The organism is Sphingomonas sp. SP5, from assembly GCF_058313455.1.
The window spans coordinates 152556-173462 of record NZ_JBZFLF010000002.1; the positions used below are offsets into that span (position 1 = coordinate 152556).

The following is a 20907-nucleotide window of genomic DNA, read 5'->3' on the forward strand; positions in this document are numbered from 1 at the left end:
GGATCGCTGATGATCCCCCGGCGCGTCGCTCAATTGGAATACCGTGCCTCGATCCGTTGCGCCGCTTTGTCGATTTCGGGGAACAACGTGCTCTCGTTGATGCCGAGCAAGTCCAGGGCCTGACGGAGCGGTTCCTTGCAGTCGGCGGGGATGACGAAGCGGGTTTCCTTGATCGTCCATCCGAACTTGATGTCACTCGGCGGGATCAGCCCATGGATAATGAAGCCGCCGGCCTGTGACAGGATGCGGCGGTTGCTCATCTTGGGGTGGACGTAGAATGGCTTGAACAGGTCGATCGGATGGATCGCAGGTTCGAAATGCGGCTTCTCGACGCGCACGAACTGCTGCAGCCGATGGTAGACACGCTCTTGGTTGACCCGCGCGATCTCGTCGTTCCGATGCGTGCCGGGAACGCGGACGGCGCGAAGATCGATGATCTCCTGCTTTTCGGCTTTGGTGAGGTTGGCGAGGTTCGCCACGCAGCTGACGGAATCGCTGTCGTAATATTTCTCGCGATCGGCAGGAATGGCAAAGGCAGTGACGACGCCATCGGTGAGATGGTCTTCTGCCCCCGGATGGGTCGCGAAGAAGAGCGCGACCAGTGGATTGCGCGACACATCCATCAACCGCGTCGGCAGTCCGAAATGCTGCATGCGCACCAGCCGGTCGAACATCGTCGCGTCATTTGCGAATTCGGTCGGATGCACGCTGATGAGGTCGCGCGTCGCCCGGTTCTCATGCTCCTCCAATCGGCTACGATCCGGCCGGAACAATCCGGGAATATTGGCCCAGGAAGCATCCCGCTGTCCACGATAGCAATTGAACAAGGGTTCGCTTGCCGCATAGTCGGACACTTGGCGGATGAAGTCGACGAGGGTGGTAGGATGCGCCGCAATGATGGTCACGATGATCTTTCGATTCGAGATCGGGATAGATGACGTCCGTCATCTGCCGCCTGCGTATCGATGGCGCCGTTGCCAAAGCGTTACCGGATCATCCGAACCGGCAGTATCCCTTTGTCGGCCAATGGCCGCGTGTCGCGTAACTCAAACCCGATGGGCGTCTCGTCATGTGCTTCGACGTGATGCGGTCAATTCCGTATCTGCGGCGGCGACGTCGTGTCCTTGGCTGATACTGGCGGGATCTGCGACAAACGGGTCAGCAGCAGGGGAATGTCTTCGGTGATGAAGGTATCGGTGGGCACCGAGAGGCTCGCCCTGAGGGCGTTGCTGACGGCGGCCAGCCGGTCGTGCTGGTGTGGTGCGGACGCTGTCACGAGGGAACCCTTACGCTTACGGCAAACCCGGCAGTCACCGGCCGGGGGGGGATGGCGGGATGACTACCGGGTTCGTGTTGCAGAACGGCGGACGGCCCTGCGTGTTCCGCCTGCGATGAACGGTTGGTCGCGTTTCAGGCGGCCACCGAACGCCGCGTGTAGCGATACAGGGCAGCGACGAGGGCGAGGAACGCGATGGTGCCCCCGATCAGCGCGAACCGCTCGAACCCCGCCGGTGCGATCGCCAGCGGCGCGTCCGAATTGGTGACATAGACGATCACCGCGAAGGCGACGCCCCACAGGCTCTCGCCGACGATCATGCCGGTCGCGGTCAGCACGCCCATGCGCTTGGCAAACTCCACGTCGCGCTGCCGCTCCGCCCAGCGATCGTACACCGCGCCGATCACCGCGCCGATCACCACCGGCAGCGTCACCGCCATCGGCAGGTAGACGCCGAGGCCGATGCCCAGCGGCGGCAGGCGCAGCCGGCCCAGCCGGCCGAGCGTTTCGTCGATCGCGATCACCACGATGCCGATCAGCGCCCCGTAACCGATCATCGCCCAGTTGAGGTCGCCGCCCAGCACGCCCTTGGCCAGCGCGGAGATCAGCGCCGCCTGCGGCGCGGCGAGCGCGTTCGGCCCGGCGCCCGGCGCGCCCTGGAACCCCAACGTCGTCGCCAGCAGTTCCAGCACCGGCGGCACGACCAGGCTGCCGAAGATCACGCCGAAGATCAGCGCCAACTGCTGCTTCCACGGCGTCGCACCGACCAGCTGGCCGGTCTTGAGGTCCTGGAGATTGTCGTTGGAGATGGTGGCGACGCCAAAGACGATGCCGGTCACGATCAGCGCATAGGCGACCAGCGCCTGCGTGGTATCAGGCCCCGCGCCGCGCCCGAACAACCCGACCAGCATCAGGCTGGCAGCCAGCACGGACAGGATGCCGATCCCGGACACGGGGCTGTTCGACGCGCCGATCAGCCCGGCCATATAGCCGCACACCGCCGCGATCACGAGGCCGAGGACCAGGACGAACACGAGCGCGCCCAGGATCAGCACCACCGCCGATCCCGCCAGCGGCCCGCCGGCGATCACTGACCAGAGCAGCCCGGCGATCGGCACCAGCGTCAGCAGGCTAACGACCAGCACGATGCCGATCGACAGGTCGCGTTCGCCCAGTTCCAGCACCGCGCCGCCGCGCTTCGCCCGGCTCGCCGCGATCGACGAGCGGATGCCGGCCAGCACCGGCCCGATGATCTTGATGAGCGTCCAGATCGCCGCAACGCCGATCACGCCGGCGCCGAGGAAGCGCACGTCGGTGCGAAACACGCCGCCTGCCCAATCTTCGATGCCGACACCTGCGGCGGCGGGGGAGAGGCCGGTCAGCAACGGCAACGCGATCCACCAGCCGATGATGACGCCGGCGAACATGGCCAAGCCCACTGACAGGCCGACGAGATGCCCCGCGCCGATCAACGCAAAGGACAGCCCGCCCGAAATACCGGTCGCGCCCGCGCCGACGCGAAAGAACTGCGCCGCCTCCGCCACGACCAATTTGGTCTGGGTGAACACCGCGAAGCCCGCAGACACCAGGGCATTGACGACGATCAGCCGCAGCCCCTTGCCGCTTTCCGCCTCGCCCGCGCGGCTACCCGCACCGACCATCAGCACCTCGGCGGCGGCACGCCCTTCGGGATAGGGCAGGGCGGTATCGACCACCAGCGCCCGGCGCAGCGGCACGGAGAACATCACGCCCAGGATGCCGCCGGTCATCGTGATGCCGGCGGTGAGCAGATAGGGAAAGCCCTGCCACCAGCCGATCATGACCAGGCCGGGCAGCACGAAGATGATCGCCGCCAGCGTGCCCGCCGCCGATGCCACGGTCTGCACGATGTTGTTTTCAAGGATCGTCGCGCCCGGCAGGTAGCGCAGGATCGCCATCGATATGACCGCCGCCGGGATCGACGTGGCGAAGGTCAGCCCGACCTTCAGCCCCAGATAGACATTGGCGGCGGTGAACAGCAACGTGATGAGCCCGCCGAGCAATACACCCCGGACGGTCAGTTCGGCGACGGGTGCGATCGGCGAACGGGGGGCGGTGGCCATGACGTGGGAAACTTTCGGGCGAAGGAACTGCCGCGGGGTTGTGCACGCCGCATCGCCCGCGGGCAATGGCCGCGGTCATCGACGAAACAAAGCTGCGCCGGGTCGACAGGCAAGGCGCCTTTCCGCTAGGCGGCGGGGATGAACGACACCATTCCATTGCGCGTTGCCCTGGCCGGCCTTGGTACGGTCGGCGGCGGCGTCATCCGTCTGCTCGATGCGAACCGCGACCTCATCACCCGGCGCGCGGGGCGCCCGATCGAGGTCGTCGCGGTTTCGGCGCGCGATCGCTCCAAGGATCGAGGCATCGATCTGTCCCGCTTCGCCTGGGTGGACGACACGCGCGAACTCGCCGGCCACGACGGCGCGGACGTGGTGGTGGAGCTGATCGGCGGCTCCGACGGACCCGCCCTGACGCTGGCCCGCGCGACGCTGGCGGCGGGCAAGGGCTTCGTCACCGCCAACAAGGCGATGCTGGCGCATCACGGCCTCGCCCTGGCGCAGGCGGCGGAGGCGGCCGGCGTGCCGCTCAAGTTCGAAGCGGCGGTCGCCGGCGGCATTCCGGTCATCAAGGGACTGCGCGAAGGTGCCGCCGCCAATGCGATCGGCCGCGTCTACGGCATCCTCAACGGCACCTGCAATTTCATCCTCTCCAAGATGGAAGCCGAAGGCCGCGATTTCGCCGAGGTGCTCGCCGAGGCGCAGGCGCTCGGCTATGCCGAGGCGGACCCCAGCTTCGATATCGACGGCGTCGATGCCGCGCACAAGCTGTCGATCCTCGCGAGCATCGCCTTCGGCACGCAGCCCGCGTTCGCCGATGTGTCGGCCACCGGCGTGCGCCACGTCATCGCCGCCGATATCGCGGAGGCGGCGGCGCTGGGATACAAGGTGCGGCTGGTCGGCGTCGCGGAAGCGGGGACGGGCGGGCTGTTCCAGCGCGTGCATCCGCACCTCGTCCCGATCGACCATCCGCTGGCGCACGTCACCGGATCGCTCAACGCCGTCGTCGCCGAGGGCAATTTCGTCGGGCGCCTGTTCTTCCAGGGCGCAGGCGCGGGCGACGGCCCGACCGCCAGCGCGGTGGTCGCCGACCTCATCGACATCGCGCGCGGCGAATTCGGGCCGCCCTATGCGATGCCGGCCGCCGCGCTTGCCGCCGAGCCCAAGGCGGACAGCGGCGAACGGCGGGGCCGCGCCTATCTGCGCTTCACCGTCGAGGACAAGGTCGGCGTGCTGGCCGAGATCGCAGCGGCGATGCGCGATGCCGGCGTGTCGATCGAAAGCCTCATCCAGCGCGGCGTCACCGACGACGGCAGCGCGATCGTCGCGATCGTCACGCACGAAGGCCCCGAACGCTGCGTCGCCCGGGCGCTGGAGAAGCTGCGCGGCTCGCAGAGCCTCGCCGGCCAGCCGCTATGGATGCACATCCTGGGGTGACGCCCGTTGGTCTTGGGTGAGGGCCGGTGCTCCTGCGGAAGCGGGAGCCAGAGGGCATGACGGCGGAGCCCCGTTTGTGCTGGGCCTGTCGAAGCACAGGTGAGACTCAGGCGCTTGGACAGGCTCGGTGCGAACCATGCACGGTCATGTCGTCACGGCCGGCCTGAGGAACGGCGGCAGGGTAGCGCCAGCCATGCCGCCGCTCAGGGCTTCGCTGCGGGCTCCGGCGCGGTGACGGCTGCCGGCTCCGTCGTCGCTGGCACGATCCGGCCGGCCGGCCCCGGCTCGTCGAGCGCGATCGGCACGCGCCCCGCGGTGTCGACGGCTTTGGCCGATCCCTTCTTCATCGCGCGGGCGGCATCGCGGACGAGCGACAGCGGGTTGGTCGCGTCGCTGCCTTCGCAACACTCGCTGTTGGGGTTGACCAGTTTCTGCACCACCCGCACCAGCATCGTCGGCGGACCGAGGATGTTGAAGCCGACCTGGCAGCCGCCGACCCGCGCCGCGCACGGCGGCGCCTGGAGCGCCAGCGCCGTGCCCGCGGACAGGTCGCGATTGGCACCGCGGCCGACGGGCGGGCCGTCGAACTGGTTCTGGTCCCTGCGGCCGCAGACGACGATCTCGCCACTCGCCGCGCGCGTCTCGCACGACATGATCGACCAGCTCTGGCTGCCGTCGGGGCGGGTCTGCACCGGTTCGGGCTTGGCAGCAGCCGGTTCGGCCGCCGCCGTCGCAGCTTGCAGGGCCAGGGCAAAGAGAATCACGGCGCCAGCGGCCGCTTGGTGACGCCGGTGAGGCCGCTCCTGGTGCTCATCGTCGCGCCCGCCATGCCGCCGCCGACCAGGAAGGGGCTGAGCTCCTTCACCGGGTTGGTGCGGTTTAGCAGGCGGTCGCGCTCCACGATCACCGCCTCGTAGCGCGGGTCGCCTTCGTCATGGACGATGAACGGCACGCGGAACTTGTCCGCCTGTCGCCGCCCGCAGACGGTGATGTCGGTCGCGTTGGGATTGGAATGGCAACGCTCGCCCGCGATCACGGCGGAGGAGCGCGCCACCAGCGTGGCGGCATCTTCGGCAGGCGCGGCAAGCAACAGCAGCAGGGCGAGCATCGGAACGGACTCCGGATGGCCGGTGATGCTCCGGTGTCCGCCAATTCCCCCCGAAGATCAAGCGGCGATCGGTGCGACCCCCAGCCGCGGAATCTCGATCGCGGGACAGCGATCCATGACCACTTTCAGGCCGGCGGCTTCCGCCCGTGCGGCAGCGGCCTGATCGATTACGCCCAATTGCATCCAGACCGCCTTGGCGCCGATTGCGATCGCCTGGTCGACCACGGCGCCTGCCGCCTCCGATCGGCGGAAGATGTCGACGATATCGATCGGATCGCCCAGCTGGTCGAGTTCGCGGAAGACGAATTCGCCATGGGCGTGCTCGCCGGTGATCTGCGGATTGACCGGGATCACGCGATAGCCGTGCCGTTGCAGCCGCGCCATCACGCCATAGGAGGGCCGGTCCGGCCGGTCGGATGCGCCGACCAGCGCGATCGTCCGCGCGCCTTCCAGCAGCGCCTTGATATCGGCATCGGCGGTCAGCGGCATGCGTGTCTCCCTTGCGTCTATCCGTTCGCGCGCAGCCAGTCGTCGACCTGCGCGGCAATGGAGTGGAACGCGGCCCCGTCGGCGCCGTTCCCCGCCGCCGGCGGCCGCCCGGCATCGGAGGCGGTGCGGATGCCGATCGCCAGCGGCACCCGGCCGAGGAAGGGCAGGCCGAGCCGCATCGCCGTCGCCTCCGCACCGCCCTGGCCGAACGGGTCGGATACGATGCCGCAATGCGGGCAGGCATAGCCCGCCATATTCTCGACCAGCCCGATCACGGGGATGCCCGCCTTGTCGAACAGGTCGATCGCACGCGTCGCGTCGATCAGCGCCAGGTCCTGCGGCGTCGACACGATCACCGCGCCGGCTGGCTTGTGCTTCTGCACAATGGTCAGCTGCACGTCGCCGGTGCCCGGCGGCAGGTCCAGCACCAGCGTGTCCGTCGCCCCCCAATCCGCCTCGACCAGCTGGGTGAGCGCGCCCGCCACCATCGGCCCGCGCCAGGCGAGCGCGCGGCCGTCCGCCACCAGCTGCCCCATCGACAGCATCGGCACGCCATAGGGGGTAGCGACCGGATCGAGCACCTTGTCCTTCGCGGTCGGCCGCTGGTCCTCCGCCGCCATCAGCCGTGGCTGCGACGGGCCGTAGATGTCGGCATCGACCAGCCCGACCCGCCGCCCGCGCGCCTTCAACGCGATGGCGAGATTGGCGGCGAGCGTCGACTTGCCGACCCCGCCCTTGCCGCTCGCCACCGCGATCAGCCGGCGCTGGACCCGCTCGGCGGTGACGACCACGCGGACCTCGCCCGGCCAGCTCTCCGCCGCGGCGGCGCGCACCGCTGCTTCCAGTGCATCGCGCTCCGCCCCGCCAAGCCCGGTGGCGTCCAGCACGATGCCGGCGCGCTGGCCCTCGAAGCGCACCGTCGCGCGGGTTCCGGCGGCGGCGCGGATGCGCGCGATCGTAACGTCTTGTGTCATGGCGAGGCAGATAGGCGCACGGCCGCGGCTTGCCACTGTTTTTCCGCGGACGCCTTCCTATAAGGGGAGGCATGAGCATCCTGCCGGGCCGCAAGGCGCGCCCTCCCATCCTCGCAGCCGAACCACCGAAGAGCCCGTGGGGGCAGGGCGACGACGCCGGCGGCTCGGGCGGCGGCCCGCGCAATCCCTGGTCGCTGCCGCCCGGCGGTCGCAAGCCCGGTGCGAAGCCCACGGCGCTCGATGATTTCCTGCGCAAGGCGCGGGGTGGTGGCGGCGGCGGCGGAGGCGGCTTCAACGGCCTGCCCGGCGCGCCCAACGCACGGGCGCTGTGGCTGATCGGCGCGGGCATCATCCTGCTCGTCTGGATCCTCTACACCTCGATCCACCCGATCGCGCCGCAGGAGCGCGGGGTGGTGACCTATCTCGGCCGCTATTCCGGCACGCTCGACCCGGGCATCGCGATGACGCTGCCGGCGCCGATCGCACGCGTGGTGAAGGTCGACGTGCAGAACATCCGCATCGAGAATTTTCCTGAAAGCGGCAGCGAAAACCTGATGCTGACGCGCGATCAGAACATCATCGATCTCGCTTATGCGGTGCGCTGGAAGATCTCGAGCCCCCAGAACTACGTCTTCCAGATCGACAAGCCGCGCGACACCGTGCGCGCGACGGCCGAGAGCGTGATGCGCGAGGTCGTGGCCAACGTCACGCTCGATTCCGCCCTGGGGCCGGGCCGCGCGGAGATCGAGAACCAGGCGCAGGAGCGGATGCAGAAGGTGCTGGACGATTACAAGTCGGGCATCGTCATCGTCGGCGTCGGCATCAAGCAGGCCGATCCGCCCGCCCGCGTCAACGATGCGTTCAAGGACGTCACCGCCGCCCAGCAGGACGCGCAGGGCGCCCGCAACCAGGCGCAATCCTACGCCAAGCAGGTGATCGCCCGCGCCGAGGGCGAGGCGTCGCAGTTCGACAAGGTGTACGAACAGTACAGGCTTGCCCCCGAAGTGACGCGCCGCCGCATGTATTACGAAACCATGGAGGCCGTGCTGGCCAAGTCCGACAAGACCATCGTCGAGCCGACCGGCGTGGTGCCCTACCTGCCGATGGGGCCGACGCGGCGCCTGCCCGATGCGGCCACCGCTCAGTCCGCCCAGCCGGAGCCGGCCCAGTCCGCCCAATCTGCCCCCGCCCAGTCTGCCCCGGTACAGGGAGGCGGCCAGTGAAGGGGCTCTGGAAGCACCCGATCGCGATCGGGATGGCGGCACTGATCTTCGTCATCCTGCTCGCCGCGACGGTGACGATCGTGCCGGAGACGCAGCAGGTGGTGATCCTGCGCTTCGAACAGCCGGTGCGCACGGTGAACGCGTGGAAGCCGAACCAGCGCTTCGGCGACACGGGCGCGGGGCCGATCCTGCGCATCCCGTTCATCGACCGGCTGGTGTGGCTCAACAAGCGCGTGCTCGACGTCGATTACGACAACCAGCAGGTCCTCTCGTCCGACCAGCTGCGCCTCGAGGTGGATGCCTATGCCCGCTTCCGCATCGTCGATCCCCTGAAGGCGGTGAACGCCACCGGCAGCACCTCGCAGACCGAGGCGCGGATCACCGAGCAATTGCGCCCGCTGCTCGGCAGCTCGATCCGCAACGAGCTGGGCAACCAGCCGTTCGCGACGCTGCTCAGCCCGGAACGCGACCAGGTGATGGACAATATCCAGGCACGCCTGCAGCGGCTCGCCAGCCAATATGGCGTGCAGATCGTCGACGTGCGCATCAAGCACGCCGACCTGCCCGACGGCAGCCCGCTCGACCGTGCGCTCGCCCGCATGGCCACCGCGCGCCAGCAGCAGGCGATCACCATCCGCGCGCAGGGGCAGAAGGACGCGCAGATCATCCGCGGCGAGGCCGACGCCCAGGCGGCGCGCATCTATGCGGCCAGCTTCACCAAGGATGCCGATTTTTACGACTTCTATCGCGCGATGCAGTCGTATCGTCACACCTTCGGTGCGGATGGCGGCACGCCGCCGACCGGATCGACGTCGATCATTCTGTCGCCCAACAACAGTTACTTGCGCGAGTTCGAAGGGCGGGGGCGTTGATCGGGGGCAGCACCGCCCCCAGTTTTCCCGTTCATGAACATTCAAGCGGCGTTCAGGCGTTTGGGGCCAGTAATGCACCAATATTGAACGTCACCAACGAGAGGAATCTCCCCTAGTGCGCTACGCCTACGCCATCACCAGTGCGCTCCTTCTGGGCGGCGCGACCGCCACGCTGGCCCTCCAGCCGAGCGCCGCACAGCAGGCGCAGAACGAACCGGGCGCGATCCAGGCGAGCGCACCGCGCGCCGGCGCACCGATGAGCTTTGCCGACATGGTGGCCAAGCTGCAGCCGGCGGTGGTCAACATTTCGACCAAGCAGACCATCGTGCAGCGCCAGCCCGCCAACCCCTTCTCCGGCACGCCGTTCGGCGAGCTGTTCGGCGGCATGGGCGGCCAGGGCGGCGCGCCGGTGAAGCGCGAGGGCCAGTCGCTGGGTTCGGGCTTCCTCATTTCCCCGGACGGCTATGTGGTGACCAACAACCACGTGATCGCGCCGGGTGCGGAAGGGGCGACGGTCAACTCGATCACCGTCACCCTGTCCAACAACAAGGAATATACCGCCAAGGTCATCGGCAAGGACCAGGATTCGGACCTTGCGCTGCTCAAGATCGATGCTGCCGGCCTGCCCTTCGTGAAGTGGGGCGATTCGAGCCGCGCACGCGTCGGCGATTGGGTGCTGGCGATCGGCGAACCCTTCGGCCTCGGCGGTACCGTCACCGCGGGCATCATCTCGGCGATCAACCGCGTCACCGGTCAGGGCGGCGCCTACGACCAGTTCATCCAGACCGATGCCTCGATCAACCAAGGCAATTCGGGCGGCCCGATGTTCGACCTCAACGGCAATGTGATCGGCGTCAATTCGCAGATCTTCAGCCAGTCGGGCGGCAACATCGGCATCGGCTTCGCCATTCCCGCGGCGACCGCCAAGCCGATCATCGAGACGTTCATGAAGGGCGGCAAGATCACCCGCGGCTATATCGGCGTGTCGATCGGCGGCGGCGTCAACGACGATGCCGCGGCGGCACTCGGTATCCCCAAGAACCAGGGTGAACTGATCGCGCGGGTCGAGCCCAACGGTCCGGCCGCAAAGGGTGGCCTGCGCGCCGGCGACGTGGTGACGAAGATCAACGGTCAGCAGGTTACCCCCGACCAGACGCTGACGCGCCTCGTCTCCAACCTGCAACCGGCAACGACGGCGCGGTTCGAGGTGCTGCGTAACGGGCAGCCTGTGTCGCTCACCGTGCAGGTGGCGACGCGTCCGTCGAACGACCAGCTCCGCGCGCTGGCCAACGGCGGCGAGGATTCGGGCGGCTTCGGCCCGAACGATGGCCAGGACGACGGCAGCGACGACGGCGATGGCGTCACGCAAGGATCGACCGCACCGCTCGGCATTACCGTGCAGGCACTGACCCCCGGTATCGCCCGCGCGATCGGTGTCGATACGTCGGTGCAGGGTGTCGTCATCGCGACGGTCGATCAGTCGAGCGATGCGAATGGCAAGCTGCGGCGCACGGACGTGATCCAGGCGGTCAATGGCGTGCCCGTCCGCACCGCGGCCGACTTCGCGCGCGTCGTGGCACAGGCAAAGGCTGCGGGGCGGCCCCAGGTGCTACTGTTAGTTCAGCGTGGCCGTGATATTCCACGGTTCTTGGCCGTGAAAATTAAGTAAATGATGGAGGCCGGGAGAGATTTCTCCCGGCCTATTAATTTAGGCGCCACATTGACAGAATTGGCCGAACATGTCCGGCCAGCAGCCTGGCGCACATACGATCACAGGACCTTGAGTCTGTGCATATACCGCCGCGGATGATGTCGTCATCGTTAGTAACGTAAGCAGGGCGAGCGAGAAGCGCTTGAACGTTTTCATCAGAATGACTCCATGTTGCCTGACTTTGGCTTGACGATGATGCTCGGAGAGTAGATCGTTGTCTACTGTATTGGATTATCTATATCCATTGTGGATCAGTACCAAGCCGGGGTCGATAGAAAGGAGGAGCGATCGTTGGACGGCATCTTCATCGGCGCGAGCACGGGGCAGGATGGCGGCAAGCCCCAGTTGCTCGACCTGCGCCGCGCCAATCGCCACGGCCTGATCGCCGGCGCCACCGGCACCGGCAAGACCGTGACCTTGCAGGGGATCATCGAAGGCTTCAGCCGCGCCGGCGTGCCGAGTTTCGTCGCCGACGTGAAGGGCGACCTGTCCGGCCTCGCCATGGCGGGCTCGCCCCAGGCCAAGACGCACGCGGGCTTCGCCGCGCGCGCCGCCGAGATCGGCGACACCGACTGGGCCTATGCCGACAATCCGGTGCAATTCTGGGACCTGTACGGCGAACAGGGCCATCCCATCCGCACCACGGTGAGCGAAATGGGGCCGTTGCTGCTCAGCCGGCTGATGGATCTCAACGAGGTGCAGGAAGGGGTGATGACCATCGCCTTCCACGTCGCCGACAAGGACGGGCTGCTGCTGCTCGACCTCGATGACCTGCAGGCGATGCTCGCGCATTGCGCGACGCGTGCCGACGAGCTGACGACCACCTACGGCAACGTCTCCAAACAATCGATCGGCGCCATCCAGCGCGCGCTGCTCCAGCTGCGCACGCAGGGCGGCGATCATTTCTTCGGCGAGCCCGCGCTGGAGATCGACGACCTCATCCGCACCGACGATCGCGGCCGCGGCATTGTCAACCTGCTTGCCGCCGACAAGCTGATGGCAGCGCCCAAGCTCTACAGCACCTTCCTCCTCTGGCTGATGAGCGAATTGTTCGAGCATCTGCCCGAAGTCGGCGATCCCGACAAACCCAGGCTCGTCTTCTTCTTCGACGAAGCGCACCTCCTCTTCGACGACGCTCCCAAGGCGTTGCTCGACAAGATCGAGCAGGTCGTGCGGCTGATCCGTTCGAGGGGCGTCGGCATCTATTTCATCACCCAGAACCCGATCGACGTGCCCGATACGGTGGCGGGACAGCTCGGCAACCGGGTCCAGCATGCGCTGCGCGCCTTCACGCCGCGCGACCAGGCGGCGGTGCGCTCGGCGGCGGAGACGTTCCGCGCCAATCCCGGCGTCGACGTCGCGACCGCGATCACCGAGTTGAAGGTCGGCGAGGCGCTGGTGTCGCTACTCCAGGCGGACGGATCGCCGTCCCCGGTCGAGCGCACGCTCATCAAGCCGCCCGCCAGCCGCGTCGGCCCGATCACCCCGCAGGAACGCGCGGTGATGATCGACACCGACGCGGTCGGCGCCAAGTACGACACCGCCATCGACCGGGAATCGGCCGAGGAGATCCTCGCCGCCAAGACGCAGGAGGCCGCCGCCTCCGCCGCAGCCGCCCGCGCCGCCGATGATGCCGAAAAGGCGGCGGCGATCCAGGCGAAGGATGACGCCCGGACTGCAAAGGAGGCAGCCCGCGCCGCCGCCGCCGAGGCCAAGGCGAAGGCCGCGGCGGATCGCGAGGCGGCGAATTCACCTTGGGCCAAGGCGATGACCTCCGCCACCCGCGCCGCCAGCTCGTCGATCGGACGGCAGGTGGCGAACGAGATCGGCAAGCAGGTGTTCGGCACCGGCTCGCGACGCGCATCGTCCGGCGGCGGCCTGGTCGGCACGGTGCTGCGGAACGTACTCGGCGGCCTGATGCGGCGGTGATTGCGGGCATCTGCTCGACAATCGCGGCACACCGGCGCACCATGGCATCCTGATTGGAGCCATTGCATGTCCCTCGACGACCACAGCATGATCGATTGGACCGCGGCCGGTGAGGCCGAACTGGACGGCGTCGTCGCGCTGCGCCGCGCGATCCACGCCGAGCCGGAGATCGGCCTCCACTGTCCCGGCACCACGGCCAAGATCAAGGCAGCGCTCGCCGGCCTGCCGCTCGAATTTCACGAAGGCGCCTCCACCACCGGCCTTGTCGCGATCCTGCGCGGGCAGCAGGGGGGCAACGGCCGCACCGTGCTGCTGCGCGGCGACATGGACGCGCTGCCGATGCAGGAGGAGACGGGGCTGCCCTTCGCCAGCACCATTCCCGGCCGCATGCACGCCTGCGGCCATGATTCGCACACCGCGATGCTGGTCGGTGCCGCCAAGGCCTTGTGCGCGCGGGTCGACACGCTGCCAGGCACCGTCGTCTTCATGTTCCAGCCGGGGGAGGAGGGGCATCACGGCGCCCGCTTCATGATCGACGACGGCCTGCTGCGCATCGCCGCGCCGGACGCGGCCTTCGCGCTGCACATTACGCCCAATGCGCCGGCCGGGGTCGTCATCACCCGGTCGGGGTCGATCATGGCCTCGGCCGACACGGTGCGTATCAGCGTGCGCGGTGCCGGCGGCCATGCGGCCATGCCGCAGGATTGCATCGATCCGGTGCCGGTCGCCTGCGAGATCGTCACCGCACTCCAGACCTTCGTCGCGCGCCGGATCGCCGTCACCGATCCCGCGGTGCTGTCGATCACCAAGATCGAAGCGGGCTCGGCGCACAACATCATTCCCGATGCCGTGGCGATGCTCGGCACGCTGCGCACCTTGTCGGAGGCGACGCGCGAGACGATGCACGCCGCGATCCGGCGGGTGGCGGAGCATGTCGCCATCGCCCACGGCGCCAGCGCGGAGGTGACGATCGACAGCGGCTATCCGGTGACCGTCAACGATCCCCGCGGCGCCGCGCTGGTCGAGGCGGTGGCGGGCGATCTCGGCGCCCGCTTCGCGCCCATGCCGCAGCCGATGATGGGCGCGGAGGATTTCTCCTACGTGCTGCGCGAGATCCCCGGCGCCTTCGCCTTCCTGGGCGTCGCGCCAGCGGGCAGCGATCCGGCCACCAACCCGCCGCTGCACAACACCCGCATGACGATCGAGGAATCGGTCATGGCGCAGGGCGTCGCGCTGCACTGCGCCGTGGCGACGCGCTACCTCGAACGCGGCTTCGACTGAGAGTCGATCCCTCCCCAGGCAGGGGAGGGATGCCTGCTCCTCACGCCTTGATGAGGCCGATCTCGACCAGCCGTTCGTACAGGTAATCGTGCGCGGTGATCGGCGTGGGGTAGCGGTTCGGGTTCTCGGCGGTCACCGTCTGCGGCAGCGTCTCGATCAGGAAATCGGGCGCCGGGTGGAGGAAGAAGGGCATCGAATAGCGCGAATGGCCGCGGCGCTCGGGCGGCGGATTGACGACGCGATGCGTGGTCGACGGCAGGACATGGTTGGTCAGCCGCTGCAGCATGTCGCCGACGTTGACCACCATCGCGCCTTCCGGCGGCTTGATCGCCAGCCATTGCCCGCTGTGCCGGTCGAGCAGTTCGAGGCCCGCTTCCTCCGCGCCCAGCAGCAGCGTGATGAGGTTGATGTCCTCATGCGCGCCGGCGCGTACGCCCTCGGCATCGGCGGGGATCGGCGGATAGTGCAGCAGGCGCAGCACCGAATTGCCGTCCTTCACCGCCGGGTCGAACCAGTCGGGCGCCAGCCCCAGGTGCCGCGCGATCGCCGACAGCAGCCGGTCGCCGGCCCGGTCGAAGGCGGTGAAGAGTTCGAGGAAGGTCTGCTTGAACCCCTCCGGCCGCTCGGGCCAGATATTGGGCGACATCGTATCGGCATAACGATGCCCGGCCGGCAACTCGCGGCCGATGTGCCAGAATTCCTTCAGGTCGACGTGCTTCGCATCCTTGGCGATCTCCGTCTTGAACGGGGTGTAGCCGCGCGCACCGCCGCCGCCTTCGACGAAATAGCCGCGCTTCTCCGCCTCGGGCAGCGCGAACAGCGCCTCCGTCTCGCGCCAGGCGCGCGCGATCAGCTCCTGCGGCACGCCATGGTCGGCGACGATCGCAAAGCCGAACCGTTCGAACGATTCGCCGAACGCGGCGGCGAAGCCGTCGGGATCGCTTGCCTGGTCGGCGAGGCTGAGGGTGGGGACCTGCGCGGTCGAGGGGGTGTCGAGCATAAGAGCCATCCGTTTGATGAAGCGGCAGTTATACCCCGCGCCTGCCGATGCGTCATGCGCAACTTCGCCCGCCGGGGGTTTCGGCGGGGTGATTCCCGTACCGATCGTGCGAAAGCGTCAGCAGCACGAACCCATGTAACCCCATATCATCCGTTCGGCGCACGCCCCAGCCGCTTGATCGCGGTAGCGGTATCCGCGGTCTTGTGGCCGTGGATCGGATGGTGTCTCACCGTCCCGGTCTGGGGCGCGGTGGGGCTGCGGGTCAGGACGATGTCAAACAGCCGGTCCCGGTCAGGGCGGGAACGGCGCACTCGTGTTGGGGTACGATGAACACCTTCGCCCGTACTGCTGCTGCCTTCGGTTCGCGCGTTCGCGCGCTGTTCGCCACCCGCGATGTCCTGTTCCACGATGGCCGCGGCCTGCGCCGGGTCAGCATCACCGGCCGGTCGCAGGCGGTGGCGGCGGTCGCCGGCACGCTGATGATCGGCTTTTCGGGCTATGGCGCGGCGCAGGCGGCGCAGCTCGCCACCCAGCCGGCCGATACCCGCATCGTGCACATGGAGCATCGCCTCGACGCGATGCAGGCGCGCGTCTCTACCATCCGCCAGGTCGCGCGCGAACATGCCGAGCGGCTCGACCAGCGCCAGGCGCTGATCGCCGCCGCGCTGACCGGCAAGGGCGACGAGGCCAAGCTCGCGCTCGCGCAGCTGGCGATCGATCCCGCCGCCGATCGCCTCGCCGCCGATGTCGTCGAACCGCTGGTCAAGGTGGAAGGGCGCCAGAGCGAACTCGCCGCCGCCGCGCAGAAGGTGCTCGATCGCCGCCTCGCCCAAACCGATGCGACGCTCAAGACGCTGGGCGTCGCCGGCCGCCTGAAGGTCGCCCGGACGACGACCGGCGGCATGGGTGGCCCGATGCTCGACGCCAACGGTGCCGAGGCGCAGGCGGACCTCAAGGCCGACGCCCAGTTCCGCACCCTGTTCCAGAGCTGGAAGAAGCTCGATACGCTGCAACAGGGCGCCATCGCCATCCCGTCGGTGCAGCCGGTGCAGCATCTGCAATTCACCAGCAACTTCGGCATCCGTTCCGACCCGTTCCGCGGGACTGCCGCGATGCACGCCGGCGTCGACATCCCCGGTCCGGTCGGTACGCCGATCTACGCCACCGCCGACGGCATCGTCGGCCACGCCGGCCGCCAGGGCGGCTATGGCAACATGGTGGAGATCAACCATGGCAAGGGCATCGCCACCCGCTACGGCCACCTGTCCAAGATCCTCGTCGCCGACGGTGCCCGCGTGACGCGCGGCCAGCTGATCGCGCTGATGGGCTCGACCGGCCGCTCCACCGGCCCGCACCTCCATTACGAAGTCCGCATCGACGGCCATGCGGTGAACCCGATCCCGTTCCTCACCACCGCCGACTATCTGCTCGCCGCGCAGGACCGCGCCGTTCACGCGATCCCGGTTTCGACCGACGGCCCCGCCGCCCAGGACTGATCGCGCTAGGCGGCTGCGACGCCGCCTTTACTCTGCATCCCCATTCGCCTTCGTCATCCCGGCTTCCGCCGGGATTACCGGCAGCGCCAACGCCCCCGTTGCCCCGATCCCCGCTCGCGCCTATCTCCCCCGCATGGCCAGCCTCGCTCCCGACATCATGCTCACCCCTGCCGCCGCCGCGCGCGTCGCCGCGATCGCGGGCAAGCAGAACAAACCCGCCATCCTGCGCCTGTCCGTCGACGGCGGCGGCTGCTCGGGCTTCCAGTACCGCTTCGGCTTCGCCGACGCCCCGGAGGGTGACGATACCGTGGCGGAGACGGACGGCGTCCGGCTGGTGGTGGATAGCGTCAGCCTCGATCTCGTCCGCGGCTGCCAGGTCGATTACGTCGAATCGCTGGGCGGTGCCGCCTTCCGCGTCGAAAATCCCAACGCCGCCTCCGGTTGCGGCTGCGGCTCCAGCTTCGCGATCTAGCTGCCGTGAAGCTCGTCACCTACAACGTCAACGGCATCAAGGCGCGCCTGCCGCGCCTGCTGGAATATCTCGCCGAGGAGCAGGCAGACGTCGTCTGCCTTCAGGAGCTGAAGTCCAGCGACGATACCTTCCCGATCGCCGATATCGAGGCCGCCGGCTACGGCGCGGTCTGGCATGGGCAAAAGGGGTTCAACGGCGTCGCCGTGCTCGCCAGGGGGCAGACACCCGTCGAGCGCCAGCGCGGGCTGGAGGGCGAGCCGGAGGACGAGCATAGCCGCTACCTCGAATGCGAGGTCGACGGGCTGGTCGTCGCCTCCATCTACCTGCCCAACGGCAATCCGCAGCCCGGCCCCAAGTTCGACTACAAGCTGCGCTGGATGGAACGGCTGGCGGCGCGCGCCCGCGTGCTGCTCGATGCCGAGGTGCCGACGGTGCTGATGGGCGATTACAACGTCATCCCCAACGACGACGATACCTTTTCGGTGCGCGCGATGGCCGACGATGCGCTGATGCAGCCCGAAAGCCGCGCCGCCTACCGCCGCCTGCTGGCGCAGGGCTGGACCGACGCCCTGCGCACCCGCCAGCCGACCGGCGGCGTCTGGACCTTCTGGGATTATCAGGCCGGCGCATGGCAGCGCGATGCCGGCTTCCGCATCGACCATCTGCTGCTCAGCCCGCAGGCTGCCGACCGGCTGGTCGATGCCGGCGTCGACAAGGCGTATCGCGGTCGCGAAAAGGCGAGCGATCACGCGCCGACCTGGGTACGCCTGCGGTGAGGCGGCCGGCGTTCGCCGTCGCCGCTGTCTCTGCTGCGGCCCAGCTGCGCGAATATTGCCCGGAACGGCCCGGGCTCGATACGCCGGCGTGCATCGTCGACAAGGGGCATGTGTCGCTGGAAACGGGAGTCGCCGACTGGACGCTCGATCGCCAGCCGGACAGCCGCACCGACACGATCACGATCGCACAGACGCTCGTCCGGCTCGGTGTCACCGACCGGCTGGAGGTGCGCGCGAGCTGGGAGCCGTTCGGACATGAGCGGGTGCGCGACGTGGCGAGCGGCGCGATCGACCGCGCGGACCGCGTCGGCGATGCCGTGCTCGGGCTGAAGGCGTCGCTCCTGCATCCCGACGGCCAGGGCCTCGCCATTGCCGTGCTGCCCTCAGTCAGCCTGCCCATCGGCCGGGTGCCGATCGGTGCAGGCGGCGTCGGCTACAGCCTGCTGTTGCCCGTATCCTACGACCTCAGCGATACGGTGCGGATCGATGCCACGCCCTCGGTGCGCGGCCTGCCGAATGACGAGGCGCCCGGCCATCACCTGCGCTACGGCAGCGCCGCCGGCGTCACGGTCAAGGTGATGAAGGCGGTATCGCTGTCCGCCGAGGCGCAGGTGGTCCGCGACGCAGAGCCCGGCGACCACACCACCCGCGCGCGTACCGCGCTGTCGGTCGCATGGCAGCCGCAGGACGATTGGCAGCTCGACCTGTTCGGCATCGCCGGGCTGAACCGTGACACGCCCGATCTGGAACTGTCCGCCGGCATCGCCCGGCGGTTCTGAACGCACCGCTACCCACGTTCCCGCAGACGGCCTATAGCCCCCGGTAAAGACGAGGGGATTCCATGAGCCTGTTCCGCCGCAAGATTATTCAACCGCAGCCGCCGGGGCAGCAGCTCGCGCGCACGCTCGGCTGGCCGCATCTCGTCGCGCTCGGCGTCGGCGCGATCGTCGGCACCGGCATCCTGACGCTGATCGGCGTCGGCGCCGAACGGGCCGGTCCGGCGGTGATCCTGGCCTTTGTCGTCGCCGGCGCGATCTGCGCCTGCGCGGCGCTCTGCTATGCCGAGATGGCGACGATGATCCCCGCCTCCGGCTCGGCCTATACCTACAGCTATGCTGTGCTGGGCGAGGTGATCGCCTGGGTCGTCGGCTGGAGCCTGATCCTCGAATATTCGCTGGTCGTCTCCACCGTCGCGGTCGGCTGGTCGGGCTATGCCGTGGGCTTTCTCAAGGGACTGGGCATCGTCGTGCCCGCGGCGCTCGCCAACGGCCCCGGTCTGGGCGGGGTGGTCAATCTGCCCGCGGTCGCGATCATCGCCGTCGTCGCCGGGCTGCTGATGCTCGGCACCCGCGAAAGCGCGCGGATCAACACCGCGCTGGTGGTGCTGAAGATCGTGACCCTGGCGCTGTTCGTCGGCGTCGCCTTGCCGCATTTCGATGCCGCCAACCTCCACCCCTTCGCCCCCTACGGCTACGGCAGCCCTGAGGGGGCAGGGGGCGTCAAATATGGCGTGATGGGTGCGGCCGCGATCATCTTCTTCGCCTTCTACGGCTTCGATGCGATCTCCACCGCGGCGGAAGAGGCGAAGAAGCCCGAGCGCGACCTCGCCATCGGTATCGTCGGATCGATGCTCGCCTGTACCGCGATCTATATGATCGTCGCCGCCACCGCAGTCGGCGCGGTCAGCTACGCCAGCTTCGGCAAGAGCCCGGAACCGCTCGCCCTCATCCTGCGCGAGTTGAACCAGGGCGGCATCGCCACCGTGGTCGCCGCCGCGGCGGCGATCGCGTTGCCGACGGTGCTGCTCGCCTTCCTGTATGGGCAGAGCCGCATCTTTCTGGTCATGGCCCGTGACGGCTTCCTGCCCGCCAGCCTCGCCAAAGTGAGCCGGCGCGGCACCCCGGCGCGCATCACCGCGATGACCGCGGTGTTCGTCGCGATCATCGCCGGCCTCGCGCCGCTCGACGTCATCGCCAGCCTCGCCAATGCCGGTACGCTGTGCGCGTTCGTAGCGGTCGCGGCCTGCGTGCTGGTGCTGCGCCGCCGCGATCCCGCTGCGCGGCGACCGTTCCGCACCCCGCTCGCCTGGGTGGTGGCACCGCTCGCGATTGCCGGCTGCTGCTACCTCTTCACCAGCCTGCAGGCGGTGACGCAGATCGCCTTCGTCGGCTGGAACGCCTTCGGCCTGCTGGTCTATTTCCTCTACGCCCGCAGCCGCGCGGTGGTGACCGGCTGAGGCGTCAGCCCTCCGGCCCGATGCTGAGCCCGTGGCGATAGTTCATCGTCACGCTCACCCGGCTGGTGCCGGCGCCCAGCGGCACCGCGACCTGGGCGAAGGCGGGCTTCAGTCGCAGGATCGACAGCTTGGGATCGCGCGAGAAGGCGCCGCCGTCGCCGCCGTCCGACTTGCCGTTGGCATTGGCATCGTGCCGTACCGCGATGCCATAGGTGCCCGGCCGCGGCACCGGCACGCACACCTCGACGTTGCGCTTCCCCGCCGCCGGCGCCTCCACCCGCGCCAGCCAGCGCCCTTTGTCGAGGAAGCCGCTCTCCTCGTACAACTGCACCCGCACGCCGCCGCTGGACGCGCGCAGGCCGCGGATGCTCACCAGCACCCGGTGAGGGGTGCCGGCGGTACAGCCTGCGGTGCTGTGCTGGGCGAATACGGGGGAGGCGAGGGCGAGCAGCAACAGGGGTACGAAGCGAAGCATAAGCCGCTGTTATAACGAAGGATGTGGCGAGGGTATGTCGACGCCGTGGCGGT

Annotated in this window: 20 protein-coding genes; 11 read left to right on the forward strand and 9 right to left on the reverse strand. The window is 68.5% G+C overall.

Annotated features, from left to right (window positions below; translation table 11 throughout):
- Positions 1-29: 29 nt before the first annotated feature.
- The 3 genes from AC4GY7_RS04490 to AC4GY7_RS04500 form a co-directional block, all read right to left on the reverse strand.
- A complete protein-coding gene (locus tag AC4GY7_RS04490; RefSeq protein ID WP_491112198.1) occupies positions 30-905 on the reverse strand; it encodes an FRG domain-containing protein in 876 nt (291 codons plus the stop codon).
- Between the two features lie 185 nt (positions 906-1090).
- Positions 1091-1276, reverse strand: a complete 186-nt coding sequence (locus tag AC4GY7_RS04495) for a hypothetical protein (RefSeq protein ID WP_443584999.1) — start codon at positions 1274-1276, stop codon at positions 1091-1093.
- Between the two features lie 134 nt (positions 1277-1410).
- A complete protein-coding gene (locus AC4GY7_RS04500) occupies positions 1411-3378 on the reverse strand; it encodes an OPT family oligopeptide transporter (RefSeq protein ID WP_491112199.1) in 1968 nt (655 codons plus the stop codon).
- A 138-nt stretch (positions 3379-3516) separates the two neighbouring features.
- On the opposite strand from AC4GY7_RS04500, the gene AC4GY7_RS04505 reads away from it, so the two are divergent.
- Complete coding sequence (locus tag AC4GY7_RS04505; protein WP_491112200.1) at positions 3517-4812, forward strand: homoserine dehydrogenase; 1296 nt, start codon at positions 3517-3519, stop codon at positions 4810-4812.
- 203 nt (positions 4813-5015) lie between these two features.
- On the opposite strand, the gene AC4GY7_RS04510 is transcribed toward AC4GY7_RS04505, so the two are convergent.
- From AC4GY7_RS04510 to AC4GY7_RS04525, 4 genes are read right to left on the reverse strand one after another with little or no spacing between them, the layout of a single operon-like run.
- Positions 5016-5576 carry a hypothetical protein gene (locus AC4GY7_RS04510; RefSeq protein WP_491112201.1) on the reverse strand — a complete coding sequence of 187 codons (561 nt, stop codon included), beginning with the start codon at positions 5574-5576 and terminating at the stop codon, positions 5016-5018.
- Entirely contained in the window at positions 5573-5920 is a 348-nt protein-coding gene (locus tag AC4GY7_RS04515; protein ID WP_491112202.1) for a hypothetical protein, read from the reverse strand. The genes AC4GY7_RS04510 and AC4GY7_RS04515 overlap by 4 nt, the downstream gene beginning before the upstream one ends.
- A gap of 57 nt (positions 5921-5977) precedes the next feature.
- Positions 5978-6409, reverse strand: coding sequence for a CoA-binding protein (locus AC4GY7_RS04520; RefSeq protein WP_491112203.1), 432 nt, complete (start codon positions 6407-6409; stop codon positions 5978-5980).
- A 17-nt stretch (positions 6410-6426) separates the two neighbouring features.
- Positions 6427-7383, reverse strand: coding sequence for an Mrp/NBP35 family ATP-binding protein (locus AC4GY7_RS04525; RefSeq protein ID WP_491112204.1), 957 nt, complete (start codon positions 7381-7383; stop codon positions 6427-6429).
- A 71-nt stretch (positions 7384-7454) separates the two neighbouring features.
- Between AC4GY7_RS04525 and hflK the strand changes: the two genes are divergently transcribed.
- The 5 genes from hflK to AC4GY7_RS04550 all read left to right on the forward strand — a co-directional run bounded on the left by hflK (position 7455) and on the right by AC4GY7_RS04550 (position 14399).
- On the forward strand, positions 7455-8606 hold the full coding sequence (gene hflK, locus AC4GY7_RS04530; protein WP_491112205.1) for an FtsH protease activity modulator HflK: 1152 nt from the start codon (positions 7455-7457) through the stop codon (positions 8604-8606).
- Positions 8607-8638: 32 nt separating this feature from the next.
- Positions 8639-9478 carry a protease modulator HflC gene (gene hflC, locus AC4GY7_RS04535; RefSeq protein WP_443585175.1) on the forward strand — a complete coding sequence of 280 codons (840 nt, stop codon included), beginning with the start codon at positions 8639-8641 and terminating at the stop codon, positions 9476-9478.
- Between the two features lie 115 nt (positions 9479-9593).
- Positions 9594-11147, forward strand: coding sequence for a Do family serine endopeptidase (locus AC4GY7_RS04540; protein WP_491112206.1), 1554 nt, complete (start codon positions 9594-9596; stop codon positions 11145-11147).
- 333 nt (positions 11148-11480) lie between these two features.
- Complete coding sequence (locus AC4GY7_RS04545; protein ID WP_491112207.1) at positions 11481-13118, forward strand: helicase HerA-like domain-containing protein; 1638 nt, start codon at positions 11481-11483, stop codon at positions 13116-13118.
- A gap of 66 nt (positions 13119-13184) precedes the next feature.
- Positions 13185-14399, forward strand: coding sequence for a M20 metallopeptidase family protein (locus AC4GY7_RS04550; protein WP_491112208.1), 1215 nt, complete (start codon positions 13185-13187; stop codon positions 14397-14399).
- A 40-nt stretch (positions 14400-14439) separates the two neighbouring features.
- On the opposite strand, the gene AC4GY7_RS04555 is transcribed toward AC4GY7_RS04550, so the two are convergent.
- Positions 14440-15399 carry an isopenicillin N synthase family dioxygenase gene (locus AC4GY7_RS04555; protein ID WP_491112209.1) on the reverse strand — a complete coding sequence of 320 codons (960 nt, stop codon included), beginning with the start codon at positions 15397-15399 and terminating at the stop codon, positions 14440-14442.
- 326 nt (positions 15400-15725) lie between these two features.
- On the opposite strand from AC4GY7_RS04555, the gene AC4GY7_RS04560 reads away from it, so the two are divergent.
- The 5 genes from AC4GY7_RS04560 (at position 15726) to AC4GY7_RS04580 (ending at position 20379) form a co-directional block, all read left to right on the forward strand.
- Positions 15726-16895, forward strand: a complete 1170-nt coding sequence (locus tag AC4GY7_RS04560; RefSeq protein ID WP_491112210.1) for a M23 family metallopeptidase — start codon at positions 15726-15728, stop codon at positions 16893-16895.
- A 133-nt stretch (positions 16896-17028) separates the two neighbouring features.
- Positions 17029-17367 (forward strand): iron-sulfur cluster insertion protein ErpA, encoded by a 339-nt coding sequence (gene erpA / locus AC4GY7_RS04565; RefSeq protein WP_443585014.1) that lies wholly within the window; start codon positions 17029-17031, stop codon positions 17365-17367.
- A gap of 5 nt (positions 17368-17372) precedes the next feature.
- Complete coding sequence (gene xth, locus AC4GY7_RS04570) at positions 17373-18143, forward strand: exodeoxyribonuclease III (RefSeq protein ID WP_491112211.1); 771 nt, start codon at positions 17373-17375, stop codon at positions 18141-18143.
- Positions 18140-18922, forward strand: a complete 783-nt coding sequence (locus tag AC4GY7_RS04575; protein WP_491112212.1) for a transporter — start codon at positions 18140-18142, stop codon at positions 18920-18922. The genes xth and AC4GY7_RS04575 overlap by 4 nt, the downstream gene beginning before the upstream one ends.
- A 62-nt stretch (positions 18923-18984) precedes the next feature.
- Positions 18985-20379, forward strand: a complete 1395-nt coding sequence (locus tag AC4GY7_RS04580) for an amino acid permease (protein WP_491112213.1) — start codon at positions 18985-18987, stop codon at positions 20377-20379.
- Positions 20380-20383: 4 nt separating this feature from the next.
- Here the strand turns inward: AC4GY7_RS04580 and AC4GY7_RS04585 are convergent, their stop codons facing one another.
- Positions 20384-20854 carry a DUF2141 domain-containing protein gene (locus tag AC4GY7_RS04585; RefSeq protein WP_491112214.1) on the reverse strand — a complete coding sequence of 157 codons (471 nt, stop codon included), beginning with the start codon at positions 20852-20854 and terminating at the stop codon, positions 20384-20386.
- Between the last annotated feature and the right edge of the window lie 53 nt (positions 20855-20907).

Excerpts from the sequence above, each read along its gene's own strand:
- AC4GY7_RS04585 (WP_491112214.1), bottom strand. The coding sequence starts at position 20,854 with ATGCTTCGCTTCGTACCCCTGTTGCTGCTCGCCCTCGCCTCCCCCGTA.
- AC4GY7_RS04550 (WP_491112208.1), top strand. The coding sequence starts at position 13,185 with ATGTCCCTCGACGACCACAGCATGATCGATTGGACCGCGGCCGGTGAG.
- AC4GY7_RS04515 (WP_491112202.1), bottom strand. The coding sequence starts at position 5,920 with ATGCTCGCCCTGCTGCTGTTGCTTGCCGCGCCTGCCGAAGATGCCGCC.
- AC4GY7_RS04580 (WP_491112213.1), top strand. The coding sequence starts at position 18,985 with ATGAGCCTGTTCCGCCGCAAGATTATTCAACCGCAGCCGCCGGGGCAG.
- AC4GY7_RS04555 (WP_491112209.1), bottom strand. The coding sequence starts at position 15,399 with ATGCTCGACACCCCCTCGACCGCGCAGGTCCCCACCCTCAGCCTCGCC.
- erpA (WP_443585014.1), top strand. The coding sequence starts at position 17,029 with ATGGCCAGCCTCGCTCCCGACATCATGCTCACCCCTGCCGCCGCCGCG.
- AC4GY7_RS04525 (WP_491112204.1), bottom strand. The coding sequence starts at position 7,383 with ATGACACAAGACGTTACGATCGCGCGCATCCGCGCCGCCGCCGGAACC.
- AC4GY7_RS04520 (WP_491112203.1), bottom strand. The coding sequence starts at position 6,409 with ATGCCGCTGACCGCCGATGCCGATATCAAGGCGCTGCTGGAAGGCGCG.
- AC4GY7_RS04500 (WP_491112199.1), bottom strand. The coding sequence starts at position 3,378 with ATGGCCACCGCCCCCCGTTCGCCGATCGCACCCGTCGCCGAACTGACC.
- AC4GY7_RS04505 (WP_491112200.1), top strand. The coding sequence starts at position 3,517 with ATGAACGACACCATTCCATTGCGCGTTGCCCTGGCCGGCCTTGGTACG.
- hflK (WP_491112205.1), top strand. The coding sequence starts at position 7,455 with ATGAGCATCCTGCCGGGCCGCAAGGCGCGCCCTCCCATCCTCGCAGCC.
- hflC (WP_443585175.1), top strand. The coding sequence starts at position 8,639 with ATGGCGGCACTGATCTTCGTCATCCTGCTCGCCGCGACGGTGACGATC.
- AC4GY7_RS04560 (WP_491112210.1), top strand. The coding sequence starts at position 15,726 with ATGAACACCTTCGCCCGTACTGCTGCTGCCTTCGGTTCGCGCGTTCGC.